This window comes from Pedobacter sp. ISL-64, from assembly GCF_018613605.1.
Taxonomy (GTDB): Bacteria; Bacteroidota; Bacteroidia; order Sphingobacteriales; family Sphingobacteriaceae; genus Pedobacter.
The window spans coordinates 163,484-179,319 of the sequence record NZ_JAGGPU010000013.1 but is presented as its reverse complement, the minus strand read 5'-3'; the positions used below and the strand labels follow the sequence as shown (position 1 = coordinate 179,319).

Genomic DNA, 15,836 nt, shown 5'->3' with positions numbered 1-15,836 from the left:
AGGTGCCTATATCGGTGGTGTCCACCTCTTCCCATTCCGAACAGAGAAGTTAAGCCCACCAGAGCCGATGGTACTGCGGTAACACGTGGGAGAGTAGGTCGGTGCCAGATCTTAAAAAGAAACCCCTTGACGATGAGTCGAGGGGTTTTCTTCGTTATATACAGGGCCCTGTGTTTTTAAGGCCGGTGAAATTGAAATACTGAAAGGCAAAAGGCAAAAGGCTTAAGGCGTAAGGTTGATACCTTATACCCTACACCTTCCAACCCTCAACCTTATTTAAAAATATTCAGGTGCCTATATCGGTGGTGTCCACCTCTTCCCATTCCGAACAGAGAAGTTAAGCCCACCAGAGCCGATGGTACTGCGGTAACACGTGGGAGAGTAGGTCGGTGCCAGATCTTAAAAAGAAACCCCTTGACGATGAGTCGAGGGGTTTTCTTCGTTAAAGGCATTTTATAGTCTATGCCTATCTTGTTTTCACCATCAAGGAGTGAAGATGGTTAAGGGCCTTTTCCAATATGATCTTCTTGATGTCCTTAATCCCTTAGTGGTGAAAGGAATTGTAACAGCGGTTATTTCTGCCATTAAAGGGGTAAGGTTCTGTTCCCGCAGATTACGCTGATTTGCGCAAACCTGATCCCTCTTCCGTTTACATCTTCCGTCCCAGGTTAAATAGCCCTGATGGCAGCGGAAATCCCTTTTTGGCAGAGGTAGATTGTCTATCCCAAGGGTTTCCAAAAAGGATTGCAGCGGACAGCAGGACGGAACCCGACCTACGTTTTACTGCTACTGCGCTCCAAAGTATCAAAATATTAACCATCTGGATTATACTTAACAAATAAGTTAAACGCTACATTAAGACTATCTTTCTCCACAGCGAAGGAACTTATTTAAGTTTACCATTCTTAATGCTCTTAATGGTAAAAGGACCTCGATTATTGCCAAGCATTTAAGGATTAGTCTACTCTTAAAGTAGCTGCTCTAAATTGATTATTATACTCTTGTTAAAAAATGTAAAATCTTTCAGCCTCAAGGTAATAAAACCGTATTATTGTAATATTACGTACATATTATGATGATGAATGTGAACCTAAAGAAATTAACTTTTCTTGCTTTTATTTTGTGTGTAAATTTTAGCGTTTTTGCTCAAAGTAAAAATGTACAACTCCCTGCCAATTGGTTTAACCTCGATTTATTGGAAAACGGATATTTTGGTATCAGTACAGAGAAAGCTTATCGTGAGCTTTTAAAAGATAAAAAACCTAAGCAAAATATTATTGTAGCAGTAATTGATGGTGGAGTGGATACCAAGCACCCTGATTTGCAACGTGTTTTATGGACGAATAAAAAAGAAATCCCCGGAAATGGAATAGACGATGACGGCAATGGTTATGTTGATGATATTCATGGCTGGAATTTTATAGGTTCAAAAAAGGGTAATCTGGAGTTTGATAATTTGGAACTGGTGCGGTTATTAAGGATTTATACACCAAAATATCAATCGACAACTAATTTGACACCTCTAGATAGTACACAAAAAGAAGAATTTAAGCTGTATAAAAAGATGGTTGGCGATTTCGGCAAAAAGTACGAAGATGCCAGCAATACTTTTTCTGTTCTGATTGCCATTAACAAAGTTTTAGATTCTGTAGCCAAGATCAATAAAAAAGGGATCCCTACGATGGAGGATGTTGACCGGTATAAAGCCGATGATGAAACTGAAGAGCAGGTAAAAACAATCATCAGAAAAGGTTCTAAAGAGGATGGTAGTTTCGAGAAATTTTATAAGAATATAAAGGACGGGTACAAGCAATACGATGCAATGCTAAAGTACAACTTAAACCCTAAATATGATATGCGTGCACAACTGGTTGGCGATGATTATAGCAATCCTTATCAGAAAGATTATGGAAACAATGACGTAAAAGGCCCTGATGCTTTTCATGGAACACACGTGTCGGGAATTATTGGCGCTGATCGTACAAATTCTGCAGGTATTTTGGGCATAGCCAATAATGTGAGTATTATGGCCATTAGGGTAGTACCTACAGGAGATGAGCGGGATAAAGATGTAGCAAACGGCATCAGATACGCGGTAGATAATGGTGCCAAAGTAATTAACATGAGTTTTGGTAAAAGTTACAAATGGGATAAAAAAGCAGTAGACTCTGCAGTAAAATATGCAGAACTTAAAGGTGTGTTATTGGTGCATGCTGCCGGGAACGATAACCAAAATAATGATATTGAAGAGAATTTCCCTAATAAGTTTTTCGACAGCAAAGAGGCTGAAGTTTATAAGGAAGCCAATAAAAAGCCTAGCAAGCCAGATTTTACCCCACCTAGGCCTATATCACAAAATAACGGAATGGGTACGAGGCCAGCTTATGACCGATCTACATTAGTAAAGCCTGTACCAATCGACTCAGCAAAGTTTAATCTGCCCCATGCCAATAATTGGATCGAAGTAGGTGCAAGTGCTTATAAAGATGATGATAACCTGAAAGCCGATTTCTCTAACTATGGCAAATATAATGTAGATGTTTTTGCCCCTGGATTTTTAATCAAATCAACCGTTCCTGATAATAAATATGAAGAAGCTGATGGAACGAGTATGGCCTCGCCTGTTGTGGCTGGCCTGGCGGCGTTGATTTTAAGTTATTACCCAGATTTAAAACCAGCGCAGGTAAGAGAGATTATCATGAAATCGGTTTCGAAGGTTGTACACAAGATAAAATACAAAAATCAAAGAGGCGAGAACACCCGTGTGCTTTTTAGCGAAATATGTGTAAGCGGAGGTATTGTTAATGCGTACAATGCACTTAAGTTGGCAGAAAGTTATAATAAGTAGTTTAATAAGTTTCTTTAGCAGCGCAAGGTTCTTACAGCTATAAAAGTTTGTTCCCGTTCTCCGCTGTATCCCTTCACTGCGTTTTCGGGGATGCCGCTCCGCCCGGGGCTAATAACGTCTGTAAACCCTCTGAAGGCTAAAGGAAAAAAATGAAAGCTGTTAAGCAAGGTTTTTAATAAACTCCTGGAAGGTGCCGAAAGGATATTTTTTCGCTTTCATCCATAAAATCAATTCTTCCATCCTTTGGATCATTTTTGTACCTGTGTTTTTCCTAACGTAACCAGGGAAACCAAAACGTTCAAAATTATTGAGATCGGTAAATTCCCAGGGGTGGAAATAGATATTCAGGTATTTATCTTTTTTATAAGTCCAGCTGGCCAATGTTTTGTAAATGCCTAAAGGCAGATTGTGGAAAGACAGCCAAAACAGCGGAAACCTAATTAACGGGCTTACCGAAGCTGGAATCTGCAATACATTATTTTTGATGAAATGTGTTCTAGAGACATTAAAATTATTGTAGCGCCCTGGTAAATAGGTTGGATTAATGGACGTATTATAAGTATATCCAGCTTTTTCAATTTCCTTTTCGTCAACAGGCATCATTCTCGCCATACGGTAACCTGTAATTTCTTTGCCAGAGAGTTCTTCTAATTTTAGCTTGGATTGGAGAAGATGTTCGGGTTTAAAATCAGAATGATAATAACCATGCGAGGCAAGTTCGTGGCCCGTTTCTGTAATCCTTTTAATCAGATCCGGAATATTTTCAGCAAAAGTAACCGTACAAAAAAAAGTAGCTTTTACCTCATATTTATCCAAAATATCCAAAATGGTTATGGTGCCAGCCCTCGAAATGGCAATTTGCTCTTCGAAAGAAATATCTTTTCCGTATTCAAAAGGCATATCAAACTCTTCGATATCAAAACTTAACAGTACCATCTTATTTTTGCTGAATATTGGTTGAACGGATAATATAATTGGGACGGTTTTTAGACTGCATAAACATTTTACCTACGTAAATACCGATGATGCCTAAAATAATAAGCTGTAGCCCCCCAAAAAAGACAATCGTCATAATTACTGAAGCCCAGCCAGAAACTTCTACATGGTTTACAAAAGCGTAAATAATATAGGGTATATACAGTACAGAGGCAAAAGAAAGAATGAAGCCCAGGTATACTGCAGAGTATAAGGGTTTTATGCTGAAAGAGGTAACGCCGTGCAAGGCCAGTCTTAACATTTTTTTAAAGGTATACTTGCTATTTCCCGAAAAACGTGCTGCAGGATTGTAACGGATGGCAAACTGCTTAAAACCAAGCCACTTTACCAAACCACGTAGAAAGGGCTCGTTTTCATGAAAATTCCTGAAAACACTAACAACTTTTTGATCGAGCAAACGAAAATCTGCTGCTCCTGGTTCCAGATCAATATCTGATAGCCAGTTTAAGGTTTTATAAAATAGGTTTGAGGAACTTCTTTTGCCTTTTGATAAACTTTTATCTTCTTCCCGTATGGTGTACACCACCTCAAAACCTTCCTGCCATTTCTGTAGCATTTCCGGAATCAGTTCTGGAGGATGTTGCATATCGCAATCCATAGAAATTACACAATCGCCAAAAGCATGGTCCATACCTGCTTTAACTGCCAGTTGGTGACCAAAGTTTTTAGAAAATTCGAGGAAAAATATATTACCTGCTGTTGAGGCATAACTCTTTATTTTTTCGAGGGTATGATCGGCACTTCCATCATCAACCAGGATAATTTCATAATCGTAATTGATGGTCGAAAAAACTTTTTTAATACTTTCGGCTATTACAAAAATATTATCGGCTTCGTTGTAAGCAGGAATTACTATGGAAACTAGTTTATTCATTTATCGGCAATCAGATAAGACTCAAAATCTTCTTTCATCATTTGATAGACTATGGTTAACCAAATGATAACGCAAGGTAGGGCTTTAAGCGAATATAGACGAATAAATTCTTTAACCGGCCTTGGGAAAATATCGGTTGGCGATAGGCTGGTTAATATAAATGCAAAAATAAATAAGGCCATTATCCATCCTTTTTTGGGGTTTTGCTGCACCATAAACCAAATGGCAACGCCAGCAAAAGCTATAATATAAGTTGGTGATTCAGAACCGCTGCTAAATATAACCGTAAAAATAAGTGTGGATGCGAGTAACATTAACCTAAAGCCGAGGTGTTTATATTGCTTAATCCGTAAATAAGGTAAACCAAATAATATAATACCAACCAATAAAAACGGGGCATTGGGAATGTTTATGTTACCTGTTGCCCGCCTTACAATACCCATCAAAGAAATATCCTGAAAGGAAGTTAACGATGCATTTAAATCATTTTTATGGGCAAGGGAATAATACCAATCGCTATATGATTGAACTACAAATGCGGGAGACGAAATGGCCATCGGCAGGGCAAATAGTACAGCAAAAGCAATAAAACAACCTACAATGAATTTTAATTTGTTCTTGCTGAAAAAGAAAAATGCTAATCCAACAATTCCATATAATTTAACCAAAGTACCAAAGGCGATAAAAAAAGCAGACTGTATTTCTTTCTTTTTAATAAGATAAGAAAAACTGAGTAAAATAATTCCCGTTAGGGCAATATTAAACTGAAAACTAAAGAGTGCAGTTAAGGCTTCGTGCGCACAGATCCAGGCAATAATAGTCCGTTTGTTTATCGATATAGGAAGACTATAAATTCCCCAAAGCAAAATTAATACATTAGCCACATTCCAAAGCACTGCGCCTAAACCATCGGGTAATAGTGCAAAAGGCGCAATAAAGACTGAAAATAAAGGTCCGTAGTGGTTACTATCGAGATATTCAGGGTAATTATTATATAAGTTTTGAAGATCTGTGGTATGCCAGTAAACATACTTAAAGATCAGATAGTTGTTATAAGTGTGATGGTGATACTGTTTAAATCCAGCAACTATAGCTAGTATGAGATAAATAACAATTACGCATTCCTTTTTTAATAGGAATGACGAAAGTTTGTTAAGATTAGCGTTTTTCGGGTTATTCATTATGATTTTAGTACCGCAATATAACCATTTTAACAATTTGCATAATCATCTACATAGTAGGTGTGTTTTATTGGCTTGGATATTAGGTGTTTATGTGTACATATTTTTGGATAGATCCTGGATGGACTAAATTATGAATGATGATGGAGAGCCGTTATAATTGCACCCCAATTGGATATTAGTAGTTTCCATATTGCCTGATTTAATTAAAAATTGCTGCATTTGAGCAATTAGGTAAATAAAACGGTATTGTTTAAGGCTGAAGAGTGATTTTAAGAAGCTTATTATTAAATTGTATCCTAATTAGCGGGAATAACCAGATTTTTTTGTAGTCTTACCAAAAAATATAGATTCGGACAGGAAATATAAATTGCAATCATTGTAGGGTAGGGATTAATTTTTTAGTTTCCTATGAGTTGTTTTTAAATTCAATGTTATTTAATGAATGAGATCTTTTTGCACTGCAAAAACACTTCGTTAACCAAGAAAACCTGCTTTGAAAATATTATATTAGTATATGCAAAATAAGGAATTGGGAGGGGAACGAGATTTAATGCTCAAAATAGCTGTTGGCGATCAACAGGCCTTTCGCTTGATCTTTGATGCTTATAAAAATAAGGTTTTTTCTTACGCCAACCGCTACCTTAAATCTAAAGAAAGAGCTGAAGAGATCGTTCAGGAAACCTTCCTTAAAATTTGGTTAAAAAGGGAAAATCTGAATGCCATTGAAAACTTTGGTGGCTACATTCGAAGAATTGCCGTTAACCTTACTTTAGACTTGCTTAGGGCTATTGCCGCTGAAAACAAAACATCAGACTTACAGAAAGTTGTGTGGAGCGAGCAGGACACAGGGACTGAAGATGCCATTATGCGGAAAGATGCGCAAAGCTACGTTGATCAATTACTGGCCAAACTCCCTAAGCAACAAGGATTGGTTTACCGCATGTGCCATATTGAAGGGATGAAACAAAAAGAAGTTGCAGAAATACTTCATATTGCACCCGCTACTGTTAAGGTTCATTTAAGAGAAGCCCTAAAAACATTGCGCACCATGGTTGGTGAAAATAATGCTGTACCACTCATCTCTTTCGTTTTTCTGGGACTATTAAAATAAGCGCTCCATCAATTCTATTGGATTTTGCTAAGATTTAAGTTGTTTTCTTAGTATTAGATTGTTTTTTTTTTAAAAAACTTTTTTTTGACTACCTCTTTTTGTGTTTCACAAACGTCAACTATTAAAACGAACAAAATAATATCTTTTCTATATCGCCCATTTGTATGAAAAATGAAGAAATAAGTGAACTTCTGGAGAAGTATGCTCAAAATACGATCTCCGAAGAAGAAAAGAGCGTTTTATTTAATCATCTTAACGCCTCAAGCAATGTTGAATTTGAAAAACGCTTAATGGAAAATGATTGGGATTTATTTCAATCAGACGAAACTATAACAGAAAGTAAGGCCAGTAAAATTTTTAATGAAATTGTGGGCGGGGAAGAAAAGAAGTCGTTTAAATTAAATTTTGGCTGGATAGGTTGGGCCGCTATATTATTAATTGCAGGTTTTTCTACTTTCTATTTTTTAAAGCCTGCAACACAGAAAATAACAGCTAAAGCCAATATAGCAGTTGTTAATGTAGTAGCAGACATAGAGCATAAAAAAATAGTATTACCGGATGGGAGTACAGTGATATTAAATAATGGTGCGGTTTTGCTGTATCCCCAACACTTTGATGGCGATACCAGAGAAGTTACACTTAAAGGAGAAGGATATTTTGATATTGTTCATGATTCGGCCAAGCCCTTTATCGTTTATGCTGGAAAAGTTAAAACAACTGTTTTGGGCACCGCTTTCAATATTAAAGCTATTGACGGACAGAAGGTTGTGGTAACGGTAACGCGTGGAAAAGTAAGTGTGCAGGATCATCAAAAGCTTTTAGGGGTACTTACACCTAATCAACAGCTAACCTTTGATGAAAAAAGAAAAATGCCAAGCCTGACCAAAGTGATATCGCAGGAAGTTGTCGACTGGCAGGCAAAAGATATTTTCTTTGAGGACATTACGATGAAAGATGCCATTGATCTACTAGCCAAACGATTTGGAACCAAAATTACATTTGTAGATGACCGGGGCAAAAATTGCCGTTTTACCACTACTTTTCAGAAGGGTGAAAGCCTCGATGAAATTTTGCAGGTTATTACTTCTTTTAATAATGCAGCATACGTAACCAAGGCCAATGAGATTTTTATTTCGGGCAAGGATTGTAATAATTAAATAATAAATATCAACTAAAACCAAACAAACCGAACTACATGAAAGAACTCTACTATTTCCACATTTGATGAAAAAATCTCCCTGTCCTTGCAAGACAGAGAGATAAAATTTGCACTGTTCCAGCTGGAATTGGAACAGCATGTATTAAACAATTTAGGCATCATTTAAAACATTTAAAATTATGAAATTTTCTGCACAATCAGCAGAGGGCGGGAATCCCTGTAAGAAATTTTTCGCTTCCAAAAAATCACGATATCTAATTCGTCAGATTATGCGTTTAAGCTTTGTATTAGCTATAATAACCTTTGCCACCTCTTCATTAATCTTTGCTTCTGATACCAAAGGTCAATCGATCTCCAATATAGAAGTAGTGCTTGGATTAAATCATGAGAGTGTATTCTCTGCTATTGAAAAAATTCAAAAGCAAACACCTTTTATTTTTATTTATAGAAATACCGATCTTAAAGAACTAAAGGAAATAAATATCCCGGTGCAAAAACGTACGGTTCAGGAACTGCTTGATGTGCTGTTTAACTCCAAACGTTTTAAAATAACGCAGTTAAATAACAGAATTTTAATTTCTTCGATAAAACCAGAAGTTAAAGCGGTGCCTGTTGACATCAGAATTTCTGGTATTGTGGTAGATGAAGATGGAGTTCCCATCCCAGGGGTTTCAATAATGTTGAAACAAAGTAATAAGGTGAGTACAGCGACTGATAGAAACGGCCAGTTTGGAATTAACCTTCCGGATGAGGGAACGAAAGTGTTGCTTTTTACTTGCATTGGTTATCAGAATGCAGAACAGGTTATTGGCTCAGAAAATTCGTACAAGATTGTAATGAAACCTTCGGTAGGCAGCCTGAATGAAGTACAGATTATTGGTTATGGCACTACAACCAGAAAAACGAGTACCGGATCTGTTGCATCCATTACTGCAAAAGAGATTGAAAAACAACCTGTTGGGAATCCATTAGCGGCACTATCGGGCAGAATGTCGGGCGTATTGATTGCCCAGAACAATGGTGTTCCGGGAGGAGCCGTTCAGGTGCAGATCAGAGGTCAAAATTCGCTTTCCCAAGGAGGAATTCCATTATACGTAATAGACGGTGTTCCGTTTACCAATTTTAATGGGGGCTCTCCTGCAACAGATAACTTAAATGCTTTTGGAACTTCGGGTGCTAGTGGAGGTTTAAGCCCTTTTAGTATGATCAATCCTTCTGATATTGAACGTATTGATATTTTGAAGGATGCCGATGCGACTTCGATTTATGGTTCCAGAGCAGCGAACGGGGTGGTTTTAATTACCACTAAAAAAGGAAAATCGGGAAAAGTAAAAATTGGATTCAACCTTAACACTGGCCTTACAGAGGTGAACCGTTTTATCCCTGTGTTAGATCTTGAACAATACCTGGCCCTGCGGACAGAAGCATTTAAAAATGATGGTGTAACGCCGAACAGTAACAATGCCCCAGATTTGACGGTATGGGACAGAAACAGCTCAACCGATTTCCAGAAAATGTTTATTGGGAACAGGGGCCACATAAATGAAATTCAGGCTTCAATGTCTGGTGGTAATGAGCAGACGCGCTTTTTCTTCAATTCTGCATACCGCAGAGAAAGTACCGTGTTTTTAGGCGATAACAATGACAAAAGATTCTCTTCGAGATTGAATTTAGACCATAACTCGCTAAATAAGAAATTTACCGCTTCGTTTTCTGTTAGCTATACTAATGACAATACCAATATACCAACCGAAGATGTTTCATCAGTTTATAATTTGCCACCAAACCTTCCTCTTTACGATGCTACAGGTAAATTATTTTGGTCTACAAATTACACTAACCCCTTGGCAACTTTACTAAAGCGATACAGCGGAGTAACTAATAACTTAATTGCTAATGCCAATTTGAAGTATACCATTTTACAAGGTTTAACGGCCAAAGCAAATTTTGGTTATACGAATACCAGGTTGGATCAGACGGCTACAAATCCGGCATCAGCTCAAAACCCGGCAAACAACCCAACAAGTTCTGCTGATTTCACTAATCTGAATGCCCAAAACTGGATTATCGAGCCAACGCTTGATTATGTTAAAAATATTGGTGGAGGAGTATTAACTGCGCTTATTGGAACAAGTTTTCAGCAAAACACATCCAATGGTCTTTATCTTTCCGGCACAAATTACAGTAACGAATCGTTATTGGGCACATTGGGTGCTGCCGGTACCACTACGGTAAGGTACAACAATATTGTAAAGTATAAATATAATGCCGTTTTTGCGAAGCTAAATTACAACTGGCGTGAAAAATACCTTTTTAATGCGACTTTTAGAAGGGATGGTTCATCACGGTTTGGCCCTAAAAACCGTTTTGGAAATTTTGGTGCCATTGGTGCAGGCTGGGTTTTCTCTCAAGAAGATTTTATAAAAGATAATTTATCATTCTTAAGCTTTGGTAAATTGCGGGGAAGTTATGGTACTACAGGTAACGATCAGATTTCTAACTACCTTTATCTGCCCTTATATTCTTCATCAACTGCTTATCTTGGCAATGCAGCAACAAATGTAGGTAATCTCCCAAATGAATTTATCCAGTGGGAAACCACCAAGAAAATGGAGTTTGCTATAGATCTAGGTTTTTTAAAGGACAGGATTTCTTTTACTGCCAATTATTACAGAAACAGGTCAGCAGATCAAATCACTTCTAATGCTCTGGCCAGTCAAAGTGGATACAACAGTTATACGTTGAATTTACCAGCAACAATTCAAAACAAAGGTCTGGAACTTGAACTGAATACCAGCAATGTGCTGACAAAAGATTTTTCGTGGAAAACCTCTGCTAACTTTACTTTTACCAGTAATAAAGTTACTGAATTTCCAGGTCTGGATAAATCATTTTATTCCTCAACTTATATTGTAGGGCAACCAATCAATGTCATCCGTTTGTATCATTTTCTCGGCGTTAACCCCGCCAATGGAGCAGCGATTTATGAGGACAAAGATGGTGATGGTAGTATTACCGCTAACGATCGTTATATTGCAGATTTGGGAACGCCATTTTTCGGAGGTTTCAACAATACTTTCACCTATAAAAATTTTGAACTGGGCATATTTTTTCAATTTAACCACCGTTTTGGGGTTACTCAAATTGTAAACAACAGACCTGGCGCACTTGGCAACCAAAACGACTATTGGCTGGGAAGATGGACACCAACAAACACAAATGCCAACCTACCGGGAGCGTCGGCGACAGCGGGATCAGTAATCGCTGCTTCCTATAACAATTTCACATCATCTGATGCAGTATATGGGGATGCTTCATATTTAAAACTGAGATCTGTAAACCTATCGTACTCTTTGCCTACCGAATGGTTAAAGCAGATTAAAATGTCTAACTGTAGCATCTTTATTCAAGGCCAGAATTTATATACATGGGCAAAGAATAAGTACATCTTAGACACAGAAACAACTATTCAGGGCGGGCCTCCGGGTTTAGGTACCGGTACAATCAGTCAGGTATTACCCCCACTAAGAACCATTGTATTTGGTGTTAACTGTTCATTTTAACTGATAAAATCATGAAAAAAATATATAGAAATTTCTTTTATAAAATATTGATCCTTACAATAGTCTCAACTGTTTCTTCCTGCAAAAAATTTGTAGAACTGGGCGCGCCGCCAACTCAGGTTTTGTTCGAAGATGCCTTTAAAACAGATGCCGCTGCACAGAGTGTTGTGATGGGCTTGTATTCATTTTCATCGCAGGCTACCAATGGGTTAATTACGTCGCTTACTTTTTATTCTGGAGTTTCTAGCGATGATCTGCAATACAATGCTAGTAATGTATTGATCCAGGAATTTGCGAATAATGCCATAACCAATACTAATGGCACAGCTAATACCATATGGGGAACAACTTACCAATTGGTTAAAAATGCTAATAACGCTATTAGTGGTCTCAGCGCTTCCACAACTTTGACCCCTTCTATAAAAAATCAGCTTTTGGGTGAAGCTAAATTTATGCGGGCGTTTGTGTATTTCCACCTCGTAAATCTATATGGAGATGTACCGTTACCATTAAAAGACGATTACTCGGCTTTTGAAAATGCAGTTTTGCCCCGTACATCAACAGCTAATGTTTATGTCCAAATTGTAAACGATTTAACAGAGGCACAAAGCCTATTGCCTACTGCTTATGTGGGCACATTTAGGGGCAGGGTAAATAAATATGCAGCAACAGCGCTTTTAGCTCGTGTTTACCTCTACCAAAAAGATTATGTAAATGCAGAAGCACAGGCTACACAGGTTATAGGTTCAGCGGTTTATACACTTCCGGCTCCAGAGGCGGCTTTTGTTAATACCAGTAATGAAATTATCTGGCAGATTGGTAATATTTCGGGTCTTTCTGTGCCTGGTGCTGCATATGTAACCTTGCCTTCGGTAATTCCAACTTATACGCTTGCAGATGTAACGTATCAAAGCTTTGAAAATACAACTGATTTACGCCGAACTAATTGGACAGTTACCAAAACAATTGGCGGGAAAACCTACTATGGTATAAGCAAATATAAAATAGGCACTGGAACTGGCAATGAATATAATGTTGCGCTTAGGTTTGCTGAACAATACCTGATCCGTGCTGAAGCCAGGGCACAGCAAAACAACCTTTCTGGCGCAAAAACAGATATCGATATGGTTAGAGCCAGGGCTGGCTTAGGTGGTGTTAGTGCTGCTTTAGATCAGGCGCAGATGTTAACAGCCATTGAACAAGAAAGAAAAGTAGAATTTTTTGGAGAATGGGGCCACCGCTGGTTCGATTTAAAAAGAACTGGTCGCGCAAATGTTGTAATTAGCGCATTAAAACCAACCTGGAAATCAACTTCCGTTTTATTCCCGATTCCACAGGCGCAAATCCTGATCAATACCAATTTAACTCAAAATCCAGGTTATCAAAATTAATTATTGGGAGCCTGTTTGGCTCCCATAACGATATCAATCATGAAAAAAACAATAAAATTAATAGCAACAGTTACCTTGGTCCTTTTGGTTGCAACTGCTTTTAACGTACAACGAGGATATAAATTAACGGGTAAGATAAAAGGGATAGATAAGGGATTAATTTATCTTTCGCATAACATTGGCGATAAAGAAATTAAGGATTCTACTGTTATTACTAATGGCAGTTTCGCTTTTAACGGTACAGTACCCGAGGTTAAAATGTATGCTTTAAAGCTTAAGGGTGGTAAGCAACAAAAAAACTTTCTTTTAGAAAATAAAGACATCTCGATAGTTGGCGATAAGGATTCGTTGTTTAAGGCCAAAGTGATCGGTTCGCCAGAAACCGATGTTTATTTTGGTTTTTATAATGGCCCTTGGAAATCGATAACCTCAAAAGCTGGTGATATTTACCGCCGTTTAGATAGTGCAAATCAAAAAGGTAAAGTAACCTTAAACCCGGCACAGCGTAAATCCTTCGATGATGAATTTAAAGCACTCGATGTGCTTAACCAAAATGCAATAAAAGCTTATGTAGAAGCAAATTCCTCTTCTGTAGCAGTTGCGGCAATTGTGGAAGACCGCTTTATTAATTATCCATATCCCGAGCAAGCAGCAGCCATGTATGCATTATTTGCCCCAGCGGTTAAAGTTTCATTTTACGGTAGAACCATAAAAGAAAGTTTAGCATTAACCAATAAAACTGCTCGGGGAAAACTGGCTCCAGATTTTGTAATGAATGATGTAGATGGAAAACCACTTAAACTTTCTGCACTTCGTGGAAAATATGTTTTAGTAGATTTTTGGGCAAGCTGGTGCGGTCCCTGCCGTAAAGAAAATCCGAACGTAGTTGCTGCCTACAAAAAATACCATGATAAAGGTTTCGAAATTTTGGGTGTATCGTTAGACAGTAAAAAAGAAGCCTGGCTAAAAGCAATTAGCGATGATGGTTTGGTATGGAAACATGTTTCTGAACTTAAAGGCTGGTCGAATACTGCAGCGGCATTGTACGGTGTAAAATCCGTTCCCGCTAGCTTTTTATTGGATAAGGATGGAAAAGTGGTTGCAAAAGATTTACGTGGAGAAGAATTGAATAACACATTATCAAACCTATTTAAAGATTAATCACATGAGCACACTAAATATCAGCAACAAAATGTTAAGATTGCTTTCTATCATCATTCTAGGAAGCGTTGGCGGTTTAAAAGCGCAAACCAAACCCGTAGATACAACGAGGATTTATCTAGACAAACTGGTAGCTTCGAAGGAACCTGCAGATAAAGTACTATTGGCAACCAAATTACAAAAACTGGCCGCTTCAGATCAGGAAAAAGATGTTGACCTGGCCATTAATTACTATTACCGGTTAAAAAACGTAAAAGCTTCCGATTCACTTGTTCAGGTTGAATTACAGAAGTTCCCTAAAGGTTCGAGAGCGAGGACGCAGGAAGCCAGCAAAATTTATGATGAGAAAACGGCACTGGCGAAAGAAAATGCCTATAAAATATGGATTAAGAAATTTCCGGTGTCGGGTTCTGGAGAAGAATTGATTGTGTACGATTATGCGGTATCGGCTATTGCTTCCGAATATGCCAAAGAAAAAAATGCGGCTAAGGCTATTGAGTATATTAACAAACTGCAGGTAGATTTTTGGAAAGGAAATGGGTTTGGTGGTATTGCAGAGGCTTTTTATAAAACCGGCGATTTAAAAAATGCAGCTGTATATTATAAAAAAGCCATGGAAAGTGCTAAAACTTATTATGATGGAAAGTTGCCTAACCAAAATTCATCCAAATTTGCCGCATCGGGTTACCCGGGTTTAACCATGACATATGCAGGTATTCTTTTCGAACAGAAAAAGTATAATGAAGCACTTATTTATGCCGATTTAGCAGCTAAAAATCCAAAAACTGCCTCTCCGAGATCGAATTTTCAATACGCCAAAATATTAATGGCATTGAATAAAAATCAGGAGGCTTATACTAAATTGGAGGAGGCCGTAAAATCGGGCAAGGCCAATGATGAAATGAGTAGTACCTTTAAAACACTTTATATCAAAGTAAAGGGAAGTGATGCGGGTTTCGATGCCTATGCTGCTGAAATCAGAAAAGGGATTCTCGCCAATCTACAGCAAAAACTCAATAAAGAAATCATTAATAAACCAGCTGTAGATTTTACATTAACCGATATTGAAGGCAAAAAAGTTACACTAAGCAGTTTAAAAGGTAAGGTGGTAATCCTCGATTTTTGGGCTACCTGGTGTGGGCCATGTAAGGCTTCTTTCCCTGCCATGCAAATGGCCGTTAATAAATATAAAGAAGATCCAAACGTGAAGTTTTTGTTTATTCATACCTGGGAGAAAACAGCCACCCCAACTCAAGATGCAAGCGATTATATTAAATCGCAGAAATATAGTTTCGAGGTATTAATGGATACTAAAGATCCTGATTCGAAAGCTAACAAGGTGGTTACTGATTATAAAGTATCGGGAATTCCTTCAAAATTTGTGATTGATCCTGCAGGGAACATCAGATTTAACCTGATGGGTTTTGATGGCAGCAATGAAGCTGCAGTAGATGAAATTTCGATGATGATTGATATGATTAAAAAAGGTTAAATCCTTCGTGTTTTACTAGAATTTTTAACCCTGTACAAATAACTGTACGGGGTTTGT

The 15,836-nt window shown here is 37.8% G+C and carries 10 protein-coding genes and 2 rRNA genes; 9 read left to right on the top strand and 3 right to left on the bottom strand.

Annotated features, from left to right (window positions below; translation table 11 throughout):
• Nucleotide 1 precedes the first annotated feature (1 nt).
• The 3 genes from rrf (J7E57_RS17895) to J7E57_RS17885 all read left to right on the top strand — a co-directional run bounded on the left by rrf (J7E57_RS17895) (nt 2) and on the right by J7E57_RS17885 (nt 2,848).
• Nucleotides 2–110 (top strand): 5S ribosomal RNA (rrf, locus tag J7E57_RS17895).
• 176 nt (nt 111–286) lie between these two features.
• Nucleotides 287–398, top strand: a 5S ribosomal RNA gene (rrf, locus tag J7E57_RS17890).
• Nucleotides 399–1,078: 680 nt separating this feature from the next.
• Nucleotides 1,079–2,848, top strand: coding sequence for a S8 family peptidase (locus J7E57_RS17885; protein WP_215131608.1), 1,770 nt, complete (start codon nt 1,079–1,081; stop codon nt 2,846–2,848).
• A 159-nt stretch (nt 2,849–3,007) separates the two neighbouring features.
• On the opposite strand, the gene J7E57_RS17880 is transcribed toward J7E57_RS17885, so the two are convergent.
• The 3 genes from J7E57_RS17880 to J7E57_RS17870 are packed head-to-tail and all read right to left on the bottom strand — an operon-like array spanning nt 3,008 to nt 5,899.
• A complete protein-coding gene (locus tag J7E57_RS17880) occupies nt 3,008–3,784 on the bottom strand; it encodes a polysaccharide deacetylase family protein (RefSeq protein WP_215131595.1) in 777 nt (258 codons plus the stop codon).
• Between the two features lies 1 nt (nt 3,785).
• Nucleotides 3,786–4,718 (bottom strand): glycosyltransferase family 2 protein, encoded by a 933-nt coding sequence (locus tag J7E57_RS17875; protein ID WP_215131594.1) that lies wholly within the window; start codon nt 4,716–4,718, stop codon nt 3,786–3,788.
• Nucleotides 4,715–5,899, bottom strand: a complete 1,185-nt coding sequence (locus tag J7E57_RS17870) for a glycosyltransferase family 87 protein (RefSeq protein ID WP_215131592.1) — start codon at nt 5,897–5,899, stop codon at nt 4,715–4,717. Before J7E57_RS17870 ends, J7E57_RS17875 begins: the two co-directional genes overlap by 4 nt.
• Before the next feature lie 517 nt (nt 5,900–6,416).
• Between J7E57_RS17870 and J7E57_RS17865 the strand changes: the two genes are divergently transcribed.
• From J7E57_RS17865 to J7E57_RS17840, 6 genes are all read left to right on the top strand, one after another.
• Nucleotides 6,417–7,013 (top strand): RNA polymerase sigma factor, encoded by a 597-nt coding sequence (locus J7E57_RS17865; protein WP_215131591.1) that lies wholly within the window; start codon nt 6,417–6,419, stop codon nt 7,011–7,013.
• 164 nt (nt 7,014–7,177) lie between these two features.
• Complete coding sequence (locus tag J7E57_RS17860) at nt 7,178–8,170, top strand: FecR family protein (protein WP_215131590.1); 993 nt, start codon at nt 7,178–7,180, stop codon at nt 8,168–8,170.
• 181 nt (nt 8,171–8,351) lie between these two features.
• Nucleotides 8,352–11,735: a SusC/RagA family TonB-linked outer membrane protein gene (locus J7E57_RS17855; protein WP_215131589.1), complete on the top strand. Its 3,384-nt coding sequence runs from the start codon at nt 8,352–8,354 to the stop codon at nt 11,733–11,735.
• Nucleotides 11,736–11,746: 11 nt separating this feature from the next.
• On the top strand, nt 11,747–13,126 hold the full coding sequence (locus J7E57_RS17850) for a RagB/SusD family nutrient uptake outer membrane protein (protein WP_215131587.1): 1,380 nt from the start codon (nt 11,747–11,749) through the stop codon (nt 13,124–13,126).
• Nucleotides 13,127–13,165: 39 nt separating this feature from the next.
• Entirely contained in the window at nt 13,166–14,287 is a 1,122-nt protein-coding gene (locus J7E57_RS17845; protein WP_215131586.1) for a TlpA disulfide reductase family protein, read from the top strand.
• Between the two features lie 4 nt (nt 14,288–14,291).
• Entirely contained in the window at nt 14,292–15,779 is a 1,488-nt protein-coding gene (locus J7E57_RS17840) for a redoxin domain-containing protein (RefSeq protein WP_215131585.1), read from the top strand.
• The last annotated feature ends 57 nt before the right edge of the window (nt 15,780–15,836 follow it).